Origin of the sequence: Pseudomonas sp. Fl5BN2, from assembly GCF_009908205.1 — a bacterium.
In the GTDB taxonomy this organism is placed as follows: domain Bacteria; phylum Pseudomonadota; class Gammaproteobacteria; order Pseudomonadales; family Pseudomonadaceae; genus Aquipseudomonas.
Window position 1 is genome coordinate 237,584 of the sequence record NZ_JAAARL010000005.1, and the last position, 23,695, is coordinate 261,278.

At 57.6% G+C, this 23,695-nt stretch carries 20 protein-coding genes and 2 tRNA genes; 1 reads left to right on the forward strand and 21 read right to left on the reverse strand.

Going from position 1 to position 23,695, the window contains the following annotated elements:
• Nucleotides 1-88 precede the first annotated feature (88 nt).
• From pnp to rlmE, 15 genes are all read right to left on the reverse strand, one after another.
• Complete coding sequence (pnp, locus tag GV819_RS09180) at nt 89-2,194, reverse strand: polyribonucleotide nucleotidyltransferase (RefSeq protein WP_161755725.1); 2,106 nt, start codon at nt 2,192-2,194, stop codon at nt 89-91.
• A gap of 192 nt (nt 2,195-2,386) precedes the next feature.
• Nucleotides 2,387-2,656 carry a 30S ribosomal protein S15 gene (rpsO, locus tag GV819_RS09185; RefSeq protein ID WP_003177875.1) on the reverse strand — a complete coding sequence of 90 codons (270 nt, stop codon included), beginning with the start codon at nt 2,654-2,656 and terminating at the stop codon, nt 2,387-2,389.
• A 140-nt stretch (nt 2,657-2,796) separates the two neighbouring features.
• Entirely contained in the window at nt 2,797-3,714 is a 918-nt protein-coding gene (truB, locus tag GV819_RS09190) for a tRNA pseudouridine(55) synthase TruB (RefSeq protein ID WP_161755727.1), read from the reverse strand.
• A gap of 3 nt (nt 3,715-3,717) precedes the next feature.
• The gene (gene rbfA, locus GV819_RS09195; RefSeq protein ID WP_161755729.1) at nt 3,718-4,116 is read right to left on the reverse strand and encodes a 30S ribosome-binding factor RbfA; all 399 of its coding nucleotides are present in this window, start codon (nt 4,114-4,116) and stop codon (nt 3,718-3,720) included.
• A 159-nt stretch (nt 4,117-4,275) separates the two neighbouring features.
• A complete protein-coding gene (infB, locus tag GV819_RS09200; protein ID WP_161755731.1) occupies nt 4,276-6,801 on the reverse strand; it encodes a translation initiation factor IF-2 in 2,526 nt (841 codons plus the stop codon).
• A 27-nt stretch (nt 6,802-6,828) separates the two neighbouring features.
• A complete protein-coding gene (nusA, locus tag GV819_RS09205) occupies nt 6,829-8,310 on the reverse strand; it encodes a transcription termination factor NusA (protein ID WP_161755733.1) in 1,482 nt (493 codons plus the stop codon).
• Between the two features lie 47 nt (nt 8,311-8,357).
• The gene (rimP, locus tag GV819_RS09210; protein WP_161755735.1) at nt 8,358-8,816 is read right to left on the reverse strand and encodes a ribosome maturation factor RimP; all 459 of its coding nucleotides are present in this window, start codon (nt 8,814-8,816) and stop codon (nt 8,358-8,360) included.
• A gap of 130 nt (nt 8,817-8,946) precedes the next feature.
• A tRNA-Met gene (locus GV819_RS09215) sits at nt 8,947-9,023 on the reverse strand.
• Nucleotides 9,024-9,119: 96 nt separating this feature from the next.
• Nucleotides 9,120-9,205 (reverse strand) — tRNA-Leu (locus tag GV819_RS09220).
• Between the two features lie 29 nt (nt 9,206-9,234).
• Nucleotides 9,235-9,618: a preprotein translocase subunit SecG gene (gene secG / locus GV819_RS09225; protein WP_161755876.1), complete on the reverse strand. Its 384-nt coding sequence runs from the start codon at nt 9,616-9,618 to the stop codon at nt 9,235-9,237.
• 4 nt (nt 9,619-9,622) lie between these two features.
• Entirely contained in the window at nt 9,623-10,378 is a 756-nt protein-coding gene (gene tpiA / locus GV819_RS09230; protein ID WP_015634119.1) for a triose-phosphate isomerase, read from the reverse strand.
• A 66-nt stretch (nt 10,379-10,444) separates the two neighbouring features.
• Complete coding sequence (gene glmM / locus GV819_RS09235; RefSeq protein ID WP_161755737.1) at nt 10,445-11,782, reverse strand: phosphoglucosamine mutase; 1,338 nt, start codon at nt 11,780-11,782, stop codon at nt 10,445-10,447.
• Between the two features lie 16 nt (nt 11,783-11,798).
• Nucleotides 11,799-12,650 (reverse strand): dihydropteroate synthase, encoded by an 852-nt coding sequence (folP, locus tag GV819_RS09240; RefSeq protein WP_161755739.1) that lies wholly within the window; start codon nt 12,648-12,650, stop codon nt 11,799-11,801.
• An 8-nt stretch (nt 12,651-12,658) separates the two neighbouring features.
• Nucleotides 12,659-14,563 (reverse strand): ATP-dependent zinc metalloprotease FtsH, encoded by a 1,905-nt coding sequence (gene ftsH, locus GV819_RS09245; protein WP_161755741.1) that lies wholly within the window; start codon nt 14,561-14,563, stop codon nt 12,659-12,661.
• Nucleotides 14,564-14,764: 201 nt separating this feature from the next.
• The gene (gene rlmE / locus GV819_RS09250; RefSeq protein ID WP_161755743.1) at nt 14,765-15,394 is read right to left on the reverse strand and encodes a 23S rRNA (uridine(2552)-2'-O)-methyltransferase RlmE; all 630 of its coding nucleotides are present in this window, start codon (nt 15,392-15,394) and stop codon (nt 14,765-14,767) included.
• A gap of 105 nt (nt 15,395-15,499) precedes the next feature.
• Between rlmE and GV819_RS09255 the strand changes: the two genes are divergently transcribed.
• Nucleotides 15,500-15,808: a YhbY family RNA-binding protein gene (locus GV819_RS09255; protein ID WP_007920867.1), complete on the forward strand. Its 309-nt coding sequence runs from the start codon at nt 15,500-15,502 to the stop codon at nt 15,806-15,808.
• A 12-nt stretch (nt 15,809-15,820) separates the two neighbouring features.
• Here GV819_RS09255 and GV819_RS09260 read toward each other — a convergent pair whose 3' ends face one another.
• The 6 genes from GV819_RS09260 to dnaJ form a co-directional block, all read right to left on the reverse strand.
• The gene (locus GV819_RS09260) at nt 15,821-16,225 is read right to left on the reverse strand and encodes an MFS transporter (RefSeq protein ID WP_161755745.1); all 405 of its coding nucleotides are present in this window, start codon (nt 16,223-16,225) and stop codon (nt 15,821-15,823) included.
• Between the two features lie 28 nt (nt 16,226-16,253).
• Complete coding sequence (gene greA, locus GV819_RS09265; protein ID WP_161755747.1) at nt 16,254-16,730, reverse strand: transcription elongation factor GreA; 477 nt, start codon at nt 16,728-16,730, stop codon at nt 16,254-16,256.
• Nucleotides 16,727-19,948, reverse strand: a complete 3,222-nt coding sequence (gene carB, locus GV819_RS09270) for a carbamoyl-phosphate synthase large subunit (protein ID WP_161755749.1) — start codon at nt 19,946-19,948, stop codon at nt 16,727-16,729. The genes greA and carB overlap by 4 nt, the downstream gene beginning before the upstream one ends.
• 129 nt (nt 19,949-20,077) lie before the next feature.
• Entirely contained in the window at nt 20,078-21,214 is a 1,137-nt protein-coding gene (gene carA / locus GV819_RS09275; protein WP_161755751.1) for a glutamine-hydrolyzing carbamoyl-phosphate synthase small subunit, read from the reverse strand.
• Nucleotides 21,215-21,470: 256 nt separating this feature from the next.
• Complete coding sequence (gene dapB, locus GV819_RS09280) at nt 21,471-22,277, reverse strand: 4-hydroxy-tetrahydrodipicolinate reductase (RefSeq protein WP_161755753.1); 807 nt, start codon at nt 22,275-22,277, stop codon at nt 21,471-21,473.
• Between the two features lie 10 nt (nt 22,278-22,287).
• Nucleotides 22,288-23,412 (reverse strand): molecular chaperone DnaJ, encoded by a 1,125-nt coding sequence (gene dnaJ / locus GV819_RS09285; protein ID WP_161755755.1) that lies wholly within the window; start codon nt 23,410-23,412, stop codon nt 22,288-22,290.
• Between the last annotated feature and the right edge of the window lie 283 nt (nt 23,413-23,695).

The window sequence follows — 23,695 nt, forward strand, 5'->3', positions numbered from 1 at the left end:
GAGCTGGCAGTGAGTATTTTGTCGTAGATAGCAAAACGCCCCGAACCAGTCGGGGCGTTTGCTTGTTCAGCGTAAGGCTAAAGGGAGATTAAACGCCCGAAGCCTTGGCTGCCGCCACGTCTTTGATGGACAGCTTGATACGACCGCGGTTGTCCACGTCCAGTACCAGCACTTCCACTTCCTGGCCTTCTTTGAGGATGTCGGTGACTTTCTCAACGCGAGCGTCGCTCAGCATCGAGATGTGCACCAGACCGTCCTTGCCCGGCAGGATGTTGACGAAAGCGCCGAAGTCGACGATGCGCTCAACCTTACCGACGTAGATCTTGCCGATCTCGGCTTCCGCGGTGATGCCCAGGACGCGCTGACGCGCGGCCTCTGCAGCTTCCTTGGTTTCGCCGAAGATCTTGATCGAGCCGTCGTCTTCGATGTCGATCGAAGCCTTGGTCTCTTCGCAGATCGCGCGAATGGTGGCGCCGCCTTTACCGATGACATCACGGATTTTGTCGGTGTCGATCTTCATCGCGATCATGGTCGGAGCGTTGGCCGACAGCTCGGTACGCGACTGACCGATGATCTGGTTCATCTGACCGAGGATGTTCAGGCGAGCTTCCAGGGCCTGGCCCAGGGCGATCTCCATGATTTCTTCGGTGATGCCCTTGATCTTGATGTCCATCTGCAGCGCGGTAACACCTTTGGCGGTACCGGCTACCTTGAAGTCCATGTCGCCCAGGTGGTCTTCGTCACCCAGGATGTCGGTCAGGACGGCGAACTTCTCGCCTTCTTTAACCAGACCCATGGCGATACCGGCGACCGGTGCCTTCATCGGTACACCAGCGTCCATCAGTGCCAGGGAAGCGCCGCAGACCGAAGCCATGGAGCTGGAACCGTTGGACTCGGTGATTTCCGAAACAACACGGATGGTGTACGGGAACACGTCGGCAGCTGGCAGCATGGCCGAAACCGAACGACGGGCCAGACGGCCGTGACCGATTTCACGACGACCAGCGCCACCCATGCGACCACACTCGCCCACCGAGAACGGAGGGAAGTTGTAGTGCAGCATGAACGGGTCTTTTTTCTCGCCTTCCAGGGTGTCCAGCAGCTGCGCGTCACGGGCAGTGCCCAGAGTTGCAACAACCAGGGCCTGAGTTTCGCCACGGGTGAACAGGGCCGAACCGTGGGTCTTTGGCAGAACACCGACTTCGATGTTCAAAGGACGTACGGTCTTGGTGTCACGGCCGTCGATACGTGGCTTGCCGTTAACGATGTTTTCGCGAACGGTGCGGTATTCGATCTCACCGAAAGCGGCTTTGACTTCGCTGGAGGAAGGCTGGCCTTCTTCACCGGACAGCTTGGCAACCACTTGGTCTTTCAGCTCGCCCAGGCGGGCATAGCGATCAGCCTTGACGGTGATGGTGTAAGCCTGGGAGATCGCCTCGCCGAACTCGGCACGGATAGCGCCCAGCAGTGCGGTGGCTTCTGGCTGTGGAGCCCAGTTCCAGGTCGGCTTGGCAGCTTCGGCAGCCAGTTCTTTAACGGCATTGATCACAACCTGGAACTCGTCGTGAGCAAACAGTACCGCGCCCAGCATCTGGTCTTCGGTCAGTTCTTTGGCTTCCGACTCAACCATCAGCACGGCGTCAGAGGTACCGGCAACGACCATGTCCAGGCTCGAAGCTTGCTGTTGCTCGTAAGTCGGGTTCAGCAGGTAGCCGGTGCTTTCGTGGAAAGCCACGCGAGCGGCGCCAATCGGGCCGTCGAAAGGAATGCCGGAGATCGCCAGGGCCGCCGAGGTACCGATCATCGCAGCGATGTCCGGATCGGTTTTCTTGCTGGTGGAAACCACGGTGCAGACAACCTGCACTTCGTTCATGAAGCCTTCTGGGAACAGAGGGCGGATTGGACGGTCGATCAGACGCGAGGTCAGGGTTTCTTTCTCGGAAGGACGGCCTTCACGCTTGAAGAAACCACCAGGGATCTTACCGGCAGCGTAAGTCTTTTCCTGGTAGTGAACGGACAGAGGGAAGAAGCCCTTGCCTGGATCCGCTTGCTTGGCGCCAACCACGGTCACCAATACGCTGACGTCGTCGTCAACGGTGACCAATACTGCGCCGGAGGCCTGACGGGCGATACGGCCAGTCTCGAGGGTGACGGTCGACTGACCGAACTGGAATTTTTTGATTACCGGGTTCACGGTGTCCTACCTTCTTTGTGGCTCTTGGGGAAACTGGGTTCTTGCGAAATTCTTGGGCAATGTCGGGAATCGGCCCAACGCCTGTCCAGGGTAAAACGTGTATCCAGATAAAACTTGAGGCTGGGGCCTGCCATGGGCCAGCGGGAACCCACTGACACACGGCAGACAACCAACCTCTAGCGCAATCGCTGATTAGCGACGCAGACCCAGGCGACCGATCAGAGTCTGATAACGACCCAGATCCTTGCCTTTCAGGTAGTCCAGCAGCTTACGACGCTGGTTTACCATGCGGATCAGACCACGACGGGAGTGGTGATCTTTACCGTTGGCCTTGAAGTGACCTTGCAGTTTGTTGATGTTGTGGGTCAGCAGTGCAACTTGCACTTCTGGCGAACCAGTGTCACCAACAGCTTGCTGGTAGTCAGCTACGATTTGTGCTTTTTCTTGAACGTCGAGAGCCATGAGGCAATCCTTTTTTCAGGAAACCACCCAAAGGGCAGTTTCAACAGGCCAGGGACAAATCCCTGTATCTAAAAATGAGTAGTGACCGTGCCTGTTAACAGCCACCCTCTCCAGCCTGCTGTTACACAGGCTGGTTTCGGTCATTCTGACCGAATCAAGCGACGTGGCGCGATGCGCCCGTCTTCGCTCACTTCACCGATACCGATGAAGCGACCATTGTGATCCTGTACCCGCACCATGCCGAACTTCGGTGCATCGGGGGCACGTACTGGCTGGCCATTGAGCCAATAGAACGCACTGTGCTCCGAGAACTGCAACAACGGCCAATCCAGCAGGCCACTGTCCGATGGCATCAGGAAACGGTCTACCGCTTCGTTGCCGCCTTCGGCGTGCACTGCTTCCAGCTCTTCCAGGGTGACCGTCTGGGCCAGGCTGAAAGGTCCGGCCTGGGTCCGCCGCAGTGCCGCGACATAAGCACCACAACCCAGTTTTTCACCAATATCTTCCACCAGGGTACGGATATAGGTGCCTTTGCTGCAGTCCACCGCCAGGCGGGCAGTGTCGCCTTCACAGGCGAGTAATTCCAAGCGCGCAATAGTAACAGAACGCGGTTCGCGCTCCACCACTTCCCCTGCACGAGCCAGTTTGTAAAGCGGCTGGCCATCGCGCTTGAGGGCAGAGTACATCGGCGGTATCTGTTTGATTTGACCACGAAACCCGGGCAATACCGCTTCGATATCGGTACGACCAACGGTCACCTCGCGCTCCAGCAAAACCTCGCCTTCAGCGTCCGCGGTGGTGGTGGTCTTGCCCAATTGCATCAGGGTTTCATAACCCTTGTCGGAATCGAGCAGATACTGCGAGAACTTGGTGGCTTCACCAAAGCACAATGGCAAGACGCCGGTGGCCAGGGGGTCGAGACTGCCGGTATGACCGGCCTTCTCGGCATTGAGCAACCAACGGACCTTCTGCAAAGCCGCGTTGGAGGTAAAACCCAGCGGCTTGTCCAGGAGGATGATGCCGCTGACGTTACGACGGATACGCTTGACCTGAGCCACCGCTTACTCCTTGGCGTCTTCAGGGGCAGGCGCGGCGTGCTGGCTGTCTTCTGCCACGGCACGCTCGATCAGGGCCGACAAATGCGCTCCGCGAACCACGCTTTCATCGTAATGGAAGTGCAGTTGCGGCACGCTGCGCAGCTTCATTTCACGCGCCAACTGCATGCGCAGGAAGCCTGCCGCCGAGTTCAGCACCTTGATGCTCTGGGTGATTTCTTCAGCGTTTTCCTGGCCCATCACGGTGATGAAAATCTTCGCGTGACCAACATCGCGACTGACTTCCACGGCGGTGATAGTCACCAGGCCGACGCGTGGATCTTTGACTTCACGACGGATCAGCTGCGCCAGTTCGCGCTGCATCTGATCACCGATACGTTGGGTACGGCTGTATTCTTTTGCCATGTCTTGTTACCTGTTACTGCCTCACGGTGAAACCCGTGTGGTCTGAAAGCGGCAAACGCCCGGCCTGACAGAAGCCAGACCGGGCGTTGCGTTTAGAGTCCGCCAGTGGCGCCGTGCAATTGCATGCGGCTGACCATGGCGGCTCTTGAAGTGCGCGAGTTAGAGGCTGCGAGCAACCTGAACCTTCTCGAAGACTTCGATCTTGTCACCGACTTTGACGTCGTTGTAGCTCTTCACGCCGATACCGCATTCCATGCCGGCACGTACTTCGGAAGCGTCATCCTTGAAGCGGCGCAGGGATTCCAGCTCGCCTTCGAAGATAACGATGTCTTCACGCAGTACGCGGATTGGACGGTTACGGTGAACAACACCTTCGATGACCATGCAACCTGCGATCGCACCAAACTTCGGCGAACGGAATACGTCGCGAACTTCGGCAATGCCCAGGATGTTCTCGCGAACGTCGCTGCCCAGCATACCGGTCAGGGCTTTCTTGACGTCTTCGATGATGTCGTAGATCACGTTGTAGTAACGCATATCCAGACCTTCCTGCTCGACGATCTTCCGTGCGCCAGCATCGGCACGCACGTTGAAGCCGAACAGTACAGCATTGGAAGCCAGTGCCAGGTTGGCGTCGCTTTCCGTGATACCACCGACGCCGCCGCCGACTACGCGCACTTGCACTTCGTCGTTGCCCAGGCCATTCAGAGCGCCTTGCAGAGCTTCCAACGAACCACGAACGTCAGATTTGAGGACGATGTTAAGCGTCTTCTTCTCTTCCTGGCCCATGTTTTCGAAGATGTTTTCCAGCTTGCCGGCGTGAGCACGGGCCAGCTTGACTTCACGGAACTTGCCTTGACGGAACAGAGCCACTTCACGGGCTTTCTTCTCGTCGGCAACCACGCTCATCTCGTCGCCAGCGTCCGGAGTACCGTCCAGGCCGAGGATCTCGACAGGGATGGAAGGACCGGCTTCCTTGATTGGCTTGCCGTTCTCGTCGAGCATGGCACGAACGCGGCCGTAGTTCGAACCGACCAGCACCATGTCGCCTTGACGCAGGGTACCGTCTTGAACCAGTACGGTCGCCACTGGGCCACGGCCCTTGTCGAGACGGGACTCAACCACAACACCGCGACCTGGAGCCGAAGGCGTTGCTTTCAGCTCAAGAACCTCAGCTTGCAGCAGGACGGCTTCCAGCAGGTCGTCGACACCGGTACCCATTTTTGCGGATACAGGCACGAACGGCGTATCACCGCCCCACTCTTCGGAGGTCACGCCGTGAACCGACAGTTCACTGCGGATGCGATCGAGGTCGGCACCTGGCTTGTCGATCTTGTTCACAGCAACAACCAGCGGTACGCCAGCAGCCTTGGCATGCTGAACGGCTTCGATGGTCTGCGGCATTACGCCGTCATCTGCTGCCACGACCAGAATCACGATGTCAGTCGCCTTGGCCCCACGAGCACGCATTGCGGTAAACGCGGCGTGTCCCGGGGTGTCAAGGAAGGTGACCATGCCGCGTTCGGTTTCAACGTGGTAGGCACCAATGTGCTGGGTAATACCACCGGCTTCGCCCGCGGCCACTTTGGCACGACGGATGTAGTCCAGCAGCGAGGTTTTACCATGGTCAACGTGGCCCATTACGGTCACGACTGGCGCACGGGAAACCGCTTCACCTTCAAACTTCAGGGACTCGGCCAGGGAGTCTTCCAGGGCCGTGTCGCTGACCAGGGTCACTTTGTGGCCCAGCTCTTCAGCAACCAACTGGGCAGTTTCCTGGTCCAGCACCTGGTTGATGGTGGCTGGAGTACCCAGCTTGAACATGAACTTGATGATTTCAGCAGCCTTGACCGACATCTGCTGGGCGAGATCGCCCACAGTGATGGTCTCGCCGATCTTCACTTCGCGCACGACAGGCCCGGTAGGGCTCTGGAAACCGTGAGCATTGCGCTTCTTCAGCTTGGCCTTGCCGCGACCACCACGACGGAAACCGTCGCTTTCTTCGTCGGTAGTACGTGGAGCCACGCGCGGCGCAGGCGCCTTTTCCTTGACCGAAGCACGGTGCGGAGCGTTTTTGCGCTCGCCGTCACTGTTGCCACGACGACTGCTATCGTCGCTGCGAGGTTTGTCGGGACGACGTGGCTCTTCGCGCTTGCGAGCATCCGCTGCCGGAGCAGGGGCCGCAGCCGGTGCGTCTTGCACGGCTGCCGCAGCTACGGGAGCAGGAGCAGGAGCCGCAACTGCTTCTGCCACTGCAGGTTGCGCAGTAGCAGGCTGGCGACGGGCTTCTTCTTCGGCGCGACGCTTGGCTTCTTCTTCAGCCTTCTGACGAGCAGCATTGTCTACTGCGCGACGCTCTTCCAGTTCGCGTTGACGCTCGGCTTCGATTTCTTCCGGGCTGCGCTGCACGAAAACTTTCTTCTTGCGCACTTCAACGCTGATGCTCTTGCTGCCAGCGACACGTAGGGTGCTGGTGGTCTTGCGCTGCAAAGTGATCTTGCGTGGTTCTTCCACTTTCGCCTTGTGGCTGCTTTTCAAGTGAGTCAGCAACGATTGCTTCTCACTATCGCTCACATGTTCCTCGGCGGCGGTGTGCGGCAGACCTGCCTCACGCATCTGCTGCAGCAGGCGCTCTACCGGTGTTTTGACCTCATCGGCCAGTTGTTTCACCGTGACTTGCGTCATGCACTTCTCTCCTCAGGCCGCGCCTAATTACTCGAACCAATGGGCTCGGGCGGCCATGATCAACTTGCCGGCACGATCATCGTCAATGCCGTCGATGTCGAGCAGGTCGTCAATAGACTGCTCGGCCAGGTCTTCGCGGGTAATTACGCCGCGCACCGCCAGTTCCATCGCCAAATCCTTGTCCATACCCTCAAGCGAGAGCAGGTCTTCGGCCGGATGGGCGTCTGCCAGCTTTTCCTCAGTAGCGATGGCTTTAGTCAACAAACGATCCTTGGCCCGAGCGCGAAGCTCGTTGACAGTGTCTTCGTCAAAGCCGTCGATGTTGAGCATTTCTTCCAGCGGTACGTAGGCAATCTCTTCCAGGCTGGTGAAGCCTTCATCTACCAGCACCTGTGCCAGGTCTTCGTCGACTTCCAACTCGTCGATGAAGTTGCGCAGGATGTCGCCGGTTTCTGCTTGCTGCTTAGCCTGGATGTCCGATTCGGTCATCACGTTCAGGGTCCAGCCAGTCAACTGGCTAGCCAGACGCACGTTCTGACCACCGCGACCGATGGCCTGAGCCAGATTGTCTGCGCCAACGGCGATGTCCATGGCATGGGCATCTTCGTCAACGATAATTGCCGCGACTTCCGCCGGCGACATGGCGTTGATCACGAACTGCGCCGGGTTCTCATCCCACAGGACGATATCCACACGCTCACCGCCCAACTCACCGGATACGGCCTGGACGCGCGAACCGCGCATACCAATGCACGCGCCTTGCGGGTCGATGCGTTTGTCTTTGGAGCGGACCGCGATCTTGGCCCGCGAACCCGGATCACGGGAAGCGGCCATTACTTCGATCAGGCCTTCGGCAATTTCCGGCACTTCGATACGGAACAGCTCGATCAGCATTTCCGGCGCAGTACGCGACAGGATCAGCTGCGGGCCGCGGTTCTCGGTGCGGATTTCCTTGAGCAGCGCACGCAGACGCACACCGACACGGAAAGTCTCACGGGAGATGATGTCTTCACGGGCCAGCAACGCTTCAGCATTGTTACCCAAGTCGACGATCACGTTGTCACGCGTCACTTTTTTCACGGTGCCGGAGATAATTTCCCCCAGGCGCTCGCGATAGGCATCAACCACCTGTGCGCGCTCGGCTTCGCGAACCTTCTGCACGATGACCTGCTTGGCGGTCTGGGCAGCGATACGGCCGAATTCGATGGACTCGATTTTCTCTTCGATCACATCACCGACTTTGGCATCGGGATGAGTCTCGTGAGCTTTGCTCAACCAGGTCTCAACCGCTGGATCATCCAGATCGGCCTCTTCGACCACTGTCCAGCGACGGAAAGTCTCGTAGGAACCGGTGTGGCGATTGATTTCCACACGCAGGTCCACTTCGTCTTCAAAACGCTTTTTGGTAGCCGTGGCCAAAGCCAGCTCCAGCGCTTCAAAAATCACGCTTGCCGGTACACCCTTTTCATTGGATACCGACTCAACAACCAGCAGTACTTCTTTGCTCATCGTACGCCTCGCCTTTCGCAAGCCATTGGATCCGCGGGATCCGCGTCTCAGTCAAAACTGGGAATTATGTTGGCCTTGTCGACCATATCGATCGGCAACAAGAATTCGTGGTCATCCACTTGCACCACGACATCCTGCTCCTCCACCCCGCGGAGAAGGCCCTGAAAGTTACGCCGACCTTCGAAGGGCGAGCGCAGCTTGATCTTCACTTGCTCACCGACATACTTGGCAAACTGTTCAAGAGTGAACAGCGGGCGTTCCATGCCTGGAGAGGAAACTTCTAGGGTGTACTCAACGGCGATCGGATCTTCTACGTCGAGAACACCGCTGATCTGACGGCTGACGATGGCACAATCGTCCACCAGCACGCCGCCTTCTTTATCAATGTAAACGCGCAACATTGAGTGGCGGCCCTGAGCCGAAAACTCGATACCCCAGCATTCATAGCCAAGGGCCACGACCACCGGGGCCAACAAGGCCTGCAACTGTTCTAGCTTGCTCGACACCTGAACCCCCTCGTGCATGCTTATGCAAATAAAAAATGGGCGAAACGCCCATCCCGGAAACGCCGTCGAATAGCGGCGTTATAAAGTGTCCAGCTAACAAAAAGCCCCTGAAAAGGGGCTCCGCTAAAACTGGTTGCGGGGGCCGGATTTGAACCGACGACCTTCGGGTTATGAGCCCGACGAGCTACCAGACTGCTCCACCCCGCGACAAAGCTGGGGCGGAAGTATACGACTGATCCCTTTTTGGGTCAATGTAACCTTCCACCTACAAGAAAGCCCGCAACAGCGGGCTCTCCTGATAATTGGTACCGAGAAGGGGACTCGAACCCCTACACCCTATGGGCACAACCACCTCAAGGTTGCGTGTCTACCAATTCCACCACCTCGGCATAGACTACGTTACTGCATGAAACTCTTCTTACTTCTGCTCTTGAGCCGGAGGTACGTCAGTCGCACTATTGGCCGACTTTTGCTCTTGGAGCACCGGGACATCATCAGAAGCCGGTTTTTGCTTTGGTACTTCAAGCACTGCTGGATCTGGCAAACCTACTTGAGTCAGCTGATGAGCTTTCTCTTTAGCAAAGTAACCTAACCCCAAGCTGGTTATGAAGAAACCGGCGGCAAGTATAGCAGTAAACTTACTAAGAAAGGTAGAGGAACCTTGGCTTCCGAACACAGTATTTGAAGCACCTGCACCGAAAGACGCGCCAGCATCCGCACCTTTACCCTGCTGCAGCAAAACCAGAGCAACTACGCCCAGGGCACCCAGCAGATGAAAAACGACTACGACTGTTTCCAGCATTTTTTCAGTTTCCCGCGGCGCGACAAATCGCACCGAACTCATCTGCATTCAGGGAAGCTCCACCAATGAGCCCCCCATCGATATCCGGCATGCCGAACAGTTCGACCGCATTGGCCGCCTTCACGCTGCCGCCGTATAGAAGCCGCACTCCTCGTGCCACTTCAGAATTCTCTGCCGCCAACTGCGCGCGAATGGCGGCGTGCACATCCTGCGCTTGTTGCGGTGTTGCAGTCAGCCCGGTGCCAATGGCCCAGACCGGCTCGTATGCGATAACAGCATTGGCGAAAGCACCAACACCCAACTCTTCAATGATGCTGCCCAGCTGACGCCCGACAACCTCAAGAGTCTTCCCGGCTTCGCGCTGCTCGAGGGTTTCCCCTACACACAGCACCGGTTTCAAACCACAGGCCTGTGCCGCTGCGAACTTGCGGTTGAGAGTCGCGTCACGCTCGCCCATGATCAGGCGGCGTTCGGAGTGCCCAACCAGCACCAGGGAACAACCTGCATCCACCAACTGACTCGGGGCAATCTCGCCCGTCAACGCACCTTGCATGGATTCCACCGCAGAGTTCTGCGCGCCGACCTGAATCGACTTGCCTTTCAAGCCATCAATCACTTGATTGATATGCAAGCAAGGCGGGAAAACCGCGACATCAACACCGCTTGGCAAGGCCAGATGACGAAGGCCATTGATCAGCTCAGCGACGCTGGCGCGGGTACCGTGCATCTTCCAGTTACCAGCTACCATAGGGCGACGCATGCTGTACCTCGTCGGTCAAAGTGGGCGCAGATGTTACCCAACCAAAACAACACTGGCAAGCCGAATTCAGGCAGAAACTTCAGCAACCAGTTTTGCCAGCTCATCGGCATAAGCACGAACCAGTGCTTCATCGTCACCTTCGACCATGACACGCACCAACGGCTCGGTACCAGACTTACGCAACAGAACCCGACCACGCCCCGCCATGGCGGTAGTGACTCGCTCACACGCCTTTTTCACTGCAGGATGCTCAACCGGGTTATCCCCCCCGGCAAAACGTACGTTGACCAGCACCTGAGGACACTTGCGCAGCCCCTGACGTGACTGAGCCAGACTTTCACCGCGAGCCTTCAGCGCCATCAGCACCTGCAGAGCGGCAATGATCGCATCCCCGGTGGTGGCATGACGGAAGCATACGATGTGTCCGGAGTTTTCACCGCCCACCAGCCAGTTACGCTCCAGCAACTCAGCGATCACATAACGGTCGCCGACATTGGCCCGGACAAAGGGAATGCCAAGGTCCGCCAGTGCCAACTCCAAGCCGAGATTACTCATGAGAGTGCCGACCACGCCGCCTTGCAGCTTGTCACGCTCGTGCAGGTCACGGGCGATGATGAACAACAACTCGTCGCCATCAACAATCGCACCTGTCTGATCAACCATCAGCACCCGGTCACCATCCCCATCGAAGGCGATCCCCAGGTCTGCATGCTCAGCCAGAACAGCAGCCTGCAACTGCCCCATGTGGGTCGAGCCGCAGTTTTCGTTGATATTCAAGCCGTCAGGCTGCGCAGACAGCACAGTGACTTGTGCGCCCAACTCACGGAACACGCTCGGCGCCACCTTGTAGGTTGCGCCATGAGCACAGTCGAGAACGACCTTCAATCCCGCAAAACTGGTGCTTGAAGGCACGCTGCTCTTGCAAAACTCGATATAACGCCCCGAGGCGTCGTTGATCCGCGATACCTTGCCGAGCTTGCTCGACTCCACCACGGTCATCGGCGCATCCAGCAACTCTTCGATCATCAGCTCAACTTCGTCAGGCAGCTTGGTGCCCTCGCCAGAAAAGAACTTGATGCCATTGTCATGATGGGGATTGTGCGAGGCACTGATGACAATGCCAGCCTCAGCGTGAAAGGTGCGCGTCAGGTAGGCGATCGCCGGTGTCGGCATCGGCCCCAGCAGCAGCACGTCAGCGCCAGCGGCGGACAACCCGGCCTCTAACGCAGACTCGAACATGTATCCAGAAATACGCGTGTCCTTGCCCACCAGCACACGACAGGCGCCCATGCTGCGGAAGGCCATACCAGCCGCCCAGCCGAGCTTGAGCATGAAGTCAGGAGTAATCGGGAATTCGCCCACACGACCACGAATACCGTCGGTGCCAAAATATTTCTTAGTCATAAGTACTCCATCATTCTTATTCGGCGGATTCCACAGCCGCGATCATTCGCACCACATCCACTGTCTCGGCGACATCATGGACACGGATAATCTTCGCACCCTTGCTCACAGCCAAGGCCGCGAGCGCCAAACTACCGTGCAATCGCTCAGCTACTGGGCGATTCAAGGCTTGGCCAATCATACTTTTGCGCGACACCCCAACCAGTAGAGGGCGCCCGAGGGCATGCAGCGCCTGCATATGCTTGAACAGGCTCAAGTTGTGCTGCAAAGTCTTGGCAAAGCCAAAACCGGGATCGAGAACAATCCGCTCAGCACCGATACCTACCGCCGCACACGCAGCCATACGCTCACTCAGAAACGCCCCCACCTCCCGGGTAACATCCTCGTAATGCGGGCTGTCTTGCATATCTCCCGGCTCACCGAGCATATGCATCAGACAGACCGGCAAACCGGTAGCGGCCGCAGCATCCAGGGCACCATCACGGCGTAGCGAGCGCACATCATTGATCAATCCGGCACCAAGGCGAGCTGTTTCACGCATCACCGCCGGCGTAGAAGTATCAACGGAAATAATCACATCCAGCTCGCGATGAATCCGCTCGACAACCGGCGCCACGCGTTCCAACTCTTCAAGGGGCGATACCGCACGAGCCCCCGGCCGCGTTGACTCACCACCAATATCGATCAGCGTAGCACCCGCCACAACCATGGCTTCGGCATGCCGCAGGGCCAGATCGAGCTGACTGAAGCGACCACCATCGGAGAAGGAATCGGGAGTTACATTCAAGATACCCATGACATGCACATGGGCCAGATCAAGAACCCGGTTGCCGCAAGGCAACCGGGTGGAGGAAGGAACAGAAGTCATTTAAAACCTTAGTGGTCGGCAGCAGGGCCGCCAATAGGTGTTTCCGGACGCTCGTTTTGCACTACTGGAGGAGTAGTACCCGAGCCGCCCTCCCAATCACGAGGTTCACGCGGAGGACGCCCGGCCATGATGTCGTCAATCTGATCGGCATCGATGGTTTCGTACTTCATCAAGGCGTCCGCCATAGCGTCCAGCTTGTCGCGGTTATCAGTCAGGATCTGCTTGGCAGTGCTGTAGCACTGATCGATGATGCTGCGCACCTCGGAGTCGATCAGCTTCGCCGTCTCAGCGGACACGCTCGTGTGCTGACTGCCGGCACTGCGACCCAGGAATACCTCACCCTCTTCTTCGGCGTACATCAGCGGACCAAGCTTCTCGGAAAGGCCCCACTTGGTCACCATGTTCCGGGCAATCTGGCTGGCACGCATGATGTCGTTGGATGCACCGGTGGTGACACCGTCAAAACCCAGGGTCATCTCTTCCGCGATACGACCACCATAGAGCGAACAGATCTGGCTGATCAACGCGCGCTTGGACAGGCTGTAACGATCCTCTTCCGGCAGGAACATAGTGACACCCAATGCCCGCCCCCGAGGAATGATCGACACTTTGTAGACCGGATCATGCTCAGGCACGACACGACCAACAATCGCGTGACCCGCTTCGTGATAAGCCGTGTTCTGCTTTTCTTTCTCGGACATGACCATGGACTTGCGCTCGGCGCCCATCATGATCTTGTCTTTGGCCAGTTCAAATTCCTTCATCTCAACAATGCGCTTGCCGGTACGAGCCGCAAACAGCGAGGCTTCGTTCACCAGGTTCGCCAGGTCCGCACCGGAGAAACCTGGGGTACCACGTGCAATCACCGCAGGTGCAACGTCGTCGCCCATTGGTACTTTACGCATGTGCACTTTGAGAATCTGCTCACGGCCGCGGATGTCTGGCAGCCCCACCACAACCTGACGGTCGAAGCGACCAGGACGCAGCAAAGCCGGGTCCAACACGTCTGGACGGTTGGTGGCGGCGATAACGATGATGCCATCGTTCATCTCGAAGCCGTCCATCTCTACCAGCAATTGGTTGAGCGTCTGCTCGCGCTCATCATGACCGCCGCCCATACCGGCACCACGGTGACGACCGACCGCATCGATCTCGTCGATAAAGATGATGCAAGGCGCATGCTTCTTGGCCTGTTCGAACATATCGCGAACACGGCTGGCGCCGACACCGACAAACATCTCGACAAAGTCGGAACCGGAAATAGTGAAGAACGGCACCTTGGCTTCGCCAGCAATGGCCTTGGCCAGCAGGGTTTTACCGGTACCTGGTGGCCCCACCATCAGTACACCGCGAGGAATACGACCGCCCAGGCGTTGAAACTTGCCCGGATCACGGAGGAACTCAACCAGCTCACCAACTTCTTCCTTGGCCTCATCGCAACCGGCAACGTCAGCCAAGGTGGTTTTCACCTGATCTTCGGACAACAGCCGCGCCTTGCTCTTGCCAAAGCTCATTGGCCCGCCTTTACCACCAGCGCCGCCTTGCATCTGCCGCATGAAGAACATGAAGACCGCAATAATCACCAGAATCGGGAAGCTGGCAACCAACAGTTGAGTCCAGATGCTTTGCTGCTCAGGCTGCTTGCCTTCGACCACAACGTGGTTATCCACGAGGTCGCCAATCAGGCCATTGTCCTGAATCGCCGGACGGATAGTCTTGAAGCTGTCGCCATCGTTACGCTTGCCGGTAATCACATAACCGTCGACGGCTACGCGCTCGACCTTGCCATCCTTAACTTGCTGGATGAAGTCGGAATAGTTGAGGGTCTGCGGCTCGTTAGGGCTGGAGAAGTTGTTCATCACCGTCACGAGGACGGCCGCGATGATCAACCAAAGGATCAGATTCTTTGCCATGTCGTTCAATTAACTACCCTCTGAAGCAAGCTCCGCTACTGGCGCGCGCTTCGCATGATATTCACCGGCCTAACTTACTACATTACCTACAGCTCTGGCAGGCGCTGTCTGTAACCCTATGTGAAACTTAGACTACACAATATGCGCTTAATCCGACGGGGCGAAATACGAAAATCCTATCGCACCAGTCAAAATTCTTACTTACTCACTACGACCACGGAAGCCGCGCCCCAGCAGGTATTGCTCCCGAGAACGGTCACGGGAAGATGTCGGTTTGCGCATCTGCACCTTGTCGAACATCTGCCGAACGCTCTTGTGGTATTCATCAAAACCTTCCCCTTGGAAAATCTTGATCAAGAAATCACCACCTGGACGCAGTACTCGGCCGGCAAGATCCAGCGCCAACTCGCACAGAAACATCGCCCGCGGCATATCCACCGCTGGTAACCCACTCATATTGGGGGCCATATCGGAAATCACAAGGTCGACCTCAGAATTTCCGACAGCTTCGAGAATTTTCGCCAACACCGCATCCTCGGTGAAGTCCCCTTGAATAAAGGTCACATCGGGGATGCTGTCCATTTCCAGAATATCGGAGGCAATCAGCCGACCCTGACCACCAATCAGACGACTGGTCACCTGCGACCAGCCACCCGGTGCAGCACCCAGGTCGACAACACTCATTCCAGGACGGATAAGGCGGTCCTTCTCCTGGATCTCCAGCAGTTTGTAGCTGGCACGGGAACGGTACCCATCTTTTTGCGCCATTTTGACGAATGGGTCGTTGAAGTGCTCTTTCAGCCAGTTAAGGCTTGTCTTGGAACGGGCCACGGGCCACCTCAAAAATAAAACGGGTCGTGATTAACTGGGCGGTCCCGGACTCGCTCGGGTAAACTGGCCGCCGCTTTTTACAAGATCAGACGCAGGGGTCAGATTATGCCGCTCACTCAAGAGCAGAAGAAACAGTACAAATCCATTGGCCACCATCTGAAACCAGTATTGACTGTGGCTGACAATGGTTTGACCGAAGGTGTGCTAGCCGAACTTGAACGCGCCTTGAGCGATCACGAGCTGATCAAAATCAAGCTCAACATCCTCGAGCGCGAATCGCGCCTGGAAGCCATTGCCGAACTGTGCAAGGCCGGTAAAGCGGATCTGGTGCAGGTCATCGGCAAGATGGCGTTGATCTACCGCAAGAACGCCAAGGTAAACAAGCAATTGTCGAACGTCCATCGTTTCCACTGACGTCGACTCGGGTCAAGGGTGTGCCTGGCGCACCCTGCGATCCCATCCAGGTGCCGGCTGCAACACCAGTACCAGGCCCGAAAAGCCCAGTATCAGATAGCTGAACAACTGCCAGCGCTGAGCTTCCGGCAACAGCATGCGTACAGTGAAATACATTCCACACGCATACATTGCCATCAACAGCAGTTGCCCCCGAACATCCCGCCACAAACTTCTCAGCCCCTCGGACTGGATCAATACCAGCGCCTGCAGGACAACACACGCCGCCGATAAACCCACCAACAGCGCACTAAGCCATAGCGAAATTTCTTCGATCAGCAAAGGCGCGAGGCCGATCTGCCCCAGAGCGGGTAGCAAGCCAAGATGCAATAACCATAAGCCGCCGACCCAAAACATCTGGGTCAGCTGCCAAAGCATGGCGCCCGCATTGAGCGGGCGCCTTCTTTCATATGTGACGGACTTCGACAATCTCGTACTCGATAACGCCACCAGGCGTTTTGACCGCCACCACATCACCCTCTTCCTTGGCAATCAAGGCACGAGCGATAGGCGAACCGACAGAGATTTTACCGAGCTTGATATCAGCCTCGTCCTCACCAACGATCTGGTAAGTCACGCTTTCGTCAGTTTCGACGTTGGCGATCTCAACCGTGGTACCAAAGATCACTTTACCGGTATGAGGAATGGTCGTGACATCGATGACTACCGAATTCTGCAATCGTCCTTCGATATCACGAACCCGCGCCTCAACCATCCCTTGCTGCTCACGGGCAGCATGGTATTCGGCGTTTTCCTTCAGATCACCCAGTTCGCGGGCCGTGCCAATGTCCTGGCTGAGCTTCGGACGCACGACCTTGGTCAGGTGAGCATGTTCTTCTTCCAGGGCGCGAGCGCCCTGGACAGTCATCGGGTATTTATTCATGCCTTCAATCCTGCATGTAGATCCTGCAAGCGACGCACGGTTTTTTCAGGACCGAACTTCAGCGCTTCGCAGATAGCTTCGCCAGCAGCAATGGTAGTGGTGCAGTAGATTTTGTGCTGCAAAGCGTTACGACGAATGGAATAAGAGTCAGCAATCGACTGACGACCCTCAGTAGTGTTGATGATCAAGGTGACTTCGTCGTTCTTGATCATGTCGACCACGTGCGGACGACCTTCGGTCACTTTGTTCACACGACGTACTTTCAGGCCTGCCGCCTCGATCAGCTTGGCGGTGCCCGCAGTAGCGACCACTTCGAAACCCAAGTTGATCAGATCACGAGCCACGCCTGCAACCAGAGGCTTGTCATCATCACGCACACTGATGAATGCGGTACCGCCAGTCGGCAGCACTTCGCTAGCGCCCATCTGGGCCTTGGCGAAGGCTTCACCGAAGGTGTCGCCAACCCCCATGACCTCACCGGTGGACTTCATCTCTGGGCCAAGGATCGGGTCAACACCCGGGAACTTGGCAAACGGGAATACCGCTTCCTTGACGCTGTAGAAGTTCGGAATGATTTCCTTGGTGAAGCCCAGCTCTTTCAAAGTCTTGCCGGCCATGACACGAGCCGCGATCATCGCCAGGGAGACACCGATGCACTTGGACACGAACGGCACGGTACGCGAAGCACGCGGATTGACTTCAATCACGTAGATGTCTTCGCCTTGAAGCGCCAACTGAACGTTCATCAGGCCAACAACACCCAGTTCCAGGGCCATTTTCTTGACCTGGTCACGCATTTCGTCCTGGATGTGCGCCGGCAGCGAGTACGGCGGCAGCGAGCACGCAGAGTCACCGGAGTGAACACCGGCCTGTTCGATGTGCTGCATGATCGCGCCAATCACCACGTCGGTGCCGTCGCAGACCGCATCCACGTCCATTTCAATCGCGCAGTTGAGGAAGTGGTCCAGCAGCACGGGGCTGTCGTTGGACACTTTCACTGCATCACGCAGATAGCGCTTGAGCTCTTCTTCTTCGTAGACGATTTCCATCGCCCGGCCGCCAAGCACATAGGACGGGCGCACCACCAGCGGATAACCGATCTTGCTGGCAGCGCGAATGGCCTCATCCTCACTACGCACGGTGGCGTTAGGCGGCTGACGCAGATTCAGGCGTTCAACCATCTGCTGGAAGCGCTCACGATCTTCGGCACGGTCGATCGCGTCCGGGCTGGTACCGATGATCGGCACGCCAGCCTCTTCCAGGGCACGAGCCAGCTTCAACGGGGTTTGCCCGCCGTACTGGACGATCACGCCCTTGGGCTTCTCGACACGCACGATTTCCAGCACGTCTTCCAGAGTCACTGGCTCGAAGTACAGACGATCCGAAGTGTCGTAGTCGGTGGAAACGGTTTCCGGGTTGCAGTTGACCATGATGGTCTCGTAACCGTCGTCACGCAGCGCCAATGCCGCGTGTACGCAGCAGTAGTCGAACTCGATGCCCTGGCCGATACGGTTAGGACCGCCGCCCAGGATCATGATCTTGTCGCGACCGGACGGTGCAGCCTCGCACTCTTCTTCATAAGTCGAGTACAGGTAGGCGGTATCGGTAGCAAACTCGGCAGCGCAGGTATCAACGCGCTTGTAGACCGGAAACACTTCCAGCTTGTGACGGTGACGACGCAGGTTTTTCTCGGTGACGCCCAGCAGCTTGGCCAGACGCTGATCGGAGAAACCCTTGCGCTTGAGGCGGAACATCATGTCACGGTCGATGCTGGCCAGACCCAGGGTCTTGACCTTCTCTTCTTCCTTGATCAGGTCTTCGATCTGCACCAGGAACCAAGGGTCGATCATGTTCATGCCGAAGATGTCTTCGACCGTCAGGCCGGCACGGAAGGCGTCCGCCACGTACCAGATACGCTCGGCACCCGGCACAGTCAGTTCGCGCTTGAGCACGCCCATGCTTTCCGGGTTGCTCAGATCGAGCTTCTCATCCAGGCCACACACGCCCACTTCCAGGCCGCGCAGAGCTTTCTGCAGGGACTCCTGGAAGGTACGGCCGATGGCCATGACCTCACCAACCGACTTCATCTGAGTCGTCAGACGGGCATCGGCTTTCGGGAACTTCTCGAAAGCAAAGCGTGGCAGCTTGGTGACGACGTAGTCGATGGAGGGTTCGAAGGACGCCGGAGTCTTGCCGCCGGTGATGTCGTTCGACAGCTCGTCCAGGGTGTAACCGACGGCCAGCTTGGCGGCGACCTTGGCGATCGGGAAGCCTGTGGCTTTCGAGGCCAATGCCGAGGAGCGGGAGACCCGCGGGTTCATCTCGATCACGACCATACGGCCAGTGGTCGGGCAGATGCCGAACTGAACGTTGGAACCGCCGGTTTCCACACCGATCTCACGCAGCACCGCCAGAGAGGCGTTACGCAGGATCTGATATTCCTTGTCGGTCAGGGTCTGTGCCGGAGCAACGGTGATTGAGTCACCGGTGTGCACACCCATCGGGTCAAAGTTTTCGATCGAGCAAACGATGATGCAGTTGTCCTTCTTATCGCGGACAACCTCCATCTCGTACTCTTTCCAGCCGATCAAGGATTCGTCGATCAGCAGTTCCTTGGTCGGCGATAGGTCCAGACCACGGGCGCAGATTTCCTCGAATTCTTCACGGTTGTAAGCGATACCGCCACCGGTGCCGCCCATGGTGAAGGATGGACGAATGATGCAAGGGAAGCCGAGCTTGTCGAGGACCGCATTGGCCTCTTCCATGCTGTGGGCGATACCGGAGCGCGGGCACGCCAGGCCGATGGACTTCATGGCCTTGTCGAAACGCGAACGGTCTTCAGCCTTGTCGATGGTGTCGGCGTTGGCACCGATCATCTCTACGCCAAACTTCTCTAGAACGCCTTCACGCTCCAGGTCCAGGGCGCAGTTCAGTGCAGTCTGGCCACCCATGGTTGGCAGCAGCGCATCCGGACGCTCTTTCTCGATGATCTTGGCAACAGTCTGCCACTTGATCGGCTCGATGTAGGTGGCGTCAGCCATGGCCGGGTCGGTCATGATGGTAGCTGGGTTGGAGTTCACCAGGATGACCCGGTAACCCTCTTCGCGCAGAGCCTTGCAGGCCTGGGCGCCGGAGTAGTCGAATTCACAGGCCTGGCCGATCACGATCGGGCCAGCGCCAAGAATCAGGATGCTTTTAATGTCTGTACGTTTTGGCATGGGTTGTCACTCAAATCCGCAGGTCAGTCGGCAAGCCGTCTTGAACATTCTCTGAGGCGCCTGAGGGGACTCCACCGGATTTCCGGGGTCGCCCTCAAGCGCTGCTCGCTACACTTTCAAGGCGAACGCTTAGCGTCGCTTGGCCATCTCGTTGATGAAGCGGTCGAACAGCGGCGCCACATCGTTCGGGCCCGGGCTGGCTTCAGGGTGGCCCTGGAAGCTGAACGCGCTCTTGTCGGTACGCTCGATACCTTGCAAGGTGCCGTCGAACAGCGACTTGTGGATCGCCCGGACATTGCCTGGCAGCGTGGCTTCATCCACCGCAAAACCGTGGTTCTGACTGGTGATCATGACCACGCCGGTATCCAGATCCTGGACCGGGTGGTTGGCACCGTGGTGGCCGTGCCCCATTTTCAGGGTCTTGGCGCCCGAAGCGAGGGCCAGCAGTTGGTGACCCAGGCAGATGCCGAATACCGGAATCTCGGTTTCCAGGACTTCCTTGATCGCCTTGATCGCGTAGTCGCAAGGCTCCGGATCACCAGGACCGTTGGACAGGAACACACCATCAGGATTGAGCGCCAGGACATCGCTCGCCGGCGTCTGGGCAGGCACCACAGTGACACGGCAGCCACGCTCTACCAGCATTCGCAGGATGTTCAGTTTGACCCCGTAGTCATAAGCGACAACGTGGTACGGCAGCTCCGAAGCCTCGATCGTCGCATGGCTATCGGTCTTCAAGTCCCAAACCGTCGAACGCCATTCGTAGCTTTTCTGGGTGCTGACGACTTTCGCCAGGTCCATGCCTTTCAAGCCCGGGAAGGCGCGTGCCGCGGCAATCGCTGCTTCTTCGGAAATGTTGTCACCGGCCATGATGCAGCCGTTCTGAGCACCTTTCTCTCGCAGAATGCGGGTCAGGCGGCGAGTATCGATACCGGCGATCGCCACCACATTGTTGGCTTTCAGGTAATCGGACAGGGACATCGTGTTACGCCAGTTACTGGCCACCAGGGGCAGATCACGAATGACCAGGCCAGCCGACCAGACGCGGTCGGACTCGGCATCTTCCGGCGTGGTGCCGGTGTTGCCGATGTGTGGATAAGTCAGGGTAACGATCTGCTGGGCGTAGGAAGGATCAGTAAGGATTTCCTGATAGCCGGTCATTGCGGTGTTAAACACCACCTCACCAACGGTTTGACCGTCGGCTCCAATGGCTTCGCCGCGAAAGATGCTGCCATCAGCAAGGGCGAGTATGGCTGGCTTAGTCAAGAAGACCTCCCGTAAATAGAGCCTGAAAGGGCGATCGCAGGTTGCAAAAAAGCGGAATGACGTATAGACACGTCACCCCGCTTCTTCATCGAATTATCTGCGCGCTTTTAGTGGACACACTAAAGCTGTAGCTTACAGAAAAAGGCTTTTTCGGTCCACCGCTAATGAGCCTTAAAGGCAGAGGAATGCGACAGAACATCGCTTAGCGGCTTGAAGCAGGGCCGAAGTACAACCTCAACCCCACTTCAGATGCATCTCAACGCAGGTCAAGCACATCCTGCATGTCGTAAAGACCTGCCTCACGACCGTCCAGCCACAGGGCGGCACGTACCGCCCCCTTGGCAAAGGTCATGCGACTGGAGGCCTTGTGGGTAATCTCCAGACGCTCACCCTCAGTGGCGAACAGCACCGTGTGATCGCCCACCACATCGCCACCACGCACAGTGGCGAAACCAATGGTTTCACGCTCGCGCGCCCCGGTATGACCTTCACGACCGTAGACTGCAACCTGCTGCAGGTCACGCCCCAGAGCACTGGCAATCACCTCACCCATGCGCAGAGCGGTACCCGACGGCGCATCGATCTTGTGCCGGTGATGGGCCTCGATGATTTCAATATCCGCATCATCACCCAACACCCGTGCAGCCATATCCAGCAGCTTCAGCGACAGGTTGACCCCAACACTGAAATTGGCAGCGAAGACGATTGGAATCTCCTTGCCCGCCTCTTCCAGCAACTGCTTTTCCTTGGTGCCCAGCCCCGTAGTGCCAATCACCATGGCCTTGCCCGCCTTGCGGCAGAACGTCAAGTTCTTGAGCATCACTTCCGGCAAGGTAAAGTCGATCAGCACATCGAATTCATCGACGACCTTTTCCAGGCTATCGGACATCGACACGCCAAGACGACCCAGGGATGCCAGCTCGCCTGCATCCGCACCCACCAGCGAACTGCCGGGCCGTACGATTGCCGCCGTCAACCCGGAGAGCGGCGAACGCAGCTGCACGGCCTCGACCAAGGTCTTGCCCATGCGCCCTGCGGCACCCATCACAGCTATACGTCGCATGCACTACTCCTTACAGGTCGCCAAAGAAGCGCTTGACGCCCTCGAACCAGCCAGTGGTTTTCGGCGAGTGCGAATTGTCACCTTCCAGCGAACCACGCAACTCTTCCAGCAGCTCGCGCTGACGACGACTCAGATTCACTGGCGTCTCCACCGCTACACGGCACATCAGGTCGCCGGCACCACCGCCACGCACCGGCGCAACACCCTTGCCACGGACCCGGAACTGCTTGCCAGTCTGCGTCCCCTCGGGAATCTTCAGCTTGACCCGACCATCCAGGGTCGGAATCTCCAACTCACCACCCAAGGCAGCATCGACGAAGCTGATAGGCACTTCACAGAACAGATGCTTGCCATCACGCTGGAAGATCGAGTGTTCACGTACGTTGATCACTACATACAGGTCGCCAGTCGGACCGCCCTGGGCCCCTGCCTCACCTTCACCGGACAGACGAATGCGGTCACCGGTATCAACACCCGCCGGCACTTTTACCGATAGTGTCTTGTACTCTTCGACCCGACCTTCGCCGTTGCACGACTCGCACGGATCGGAAATGATCTTGCCCTGGCCATGGCAACGCGGACAGGTCTGCTGCACCGAGAAGAAGCCTTGCTGCATACGAACCTGACCAATACCGCCACAGGTCGGGCAAGTGACAGGCGACGAGCCCTTCTTGGCACCCGAACCATCGCACGGCTTGCAATTGACCAGTGTCGGCACACGGATATTCACCGTGGTGCCACGTACCGCCTCTTCCAGATTCAGCTCCAGGGTGTAACGCAGATCGCTGCCGCGCTGCGCGCCGCCACGGGAACCACCGCGACCACCACCAAAGAAATCACTGAATACATCGCCGAAGATATCGGAGAAATTCTGACCACCAAAACCGGCACCGCCACCACCCATGCTCGGATCGACACCGGCATGACCGTACTGGTCATAAGCTGCACGCTTACTGGAATCGGACAGCACTTCGTAGGCCTCGTTGGCCTCTTTAAACATATCTTCCGACGCTTTGTCGCCGGGATTACGATCCGGGTGGTGCTTCATCGCCAGGCGACGATAAGCCTTTTTCAGCTCCGCCTCGCTGGTACCACGCTCCACACCCAATATTTCGTAATAGTCACGCTTTGCCATAAGTCTTTGCACTCTTAAGGACGTCCGGCAAACCCTCCTGAGCTCTGCCAAACTCGCTGAGCCCCAATACAGGCCCGGACCCAACTCACGTCAATTCAACGATCCTGGTCTTGGATAGCCAACCCGGTTACAGGCCGACAATTGCGATCATCACAGTCGAAAAGCAGGAGCTTCTCCGACCCGACCGCCTGCGCACAAACGAAGCTTGTACGCCATCATAAATTCGCTGACGCCAGACACGCCAACGCGGGAGCAAGCTCCCGCGCGGCGACATCCTACCAGT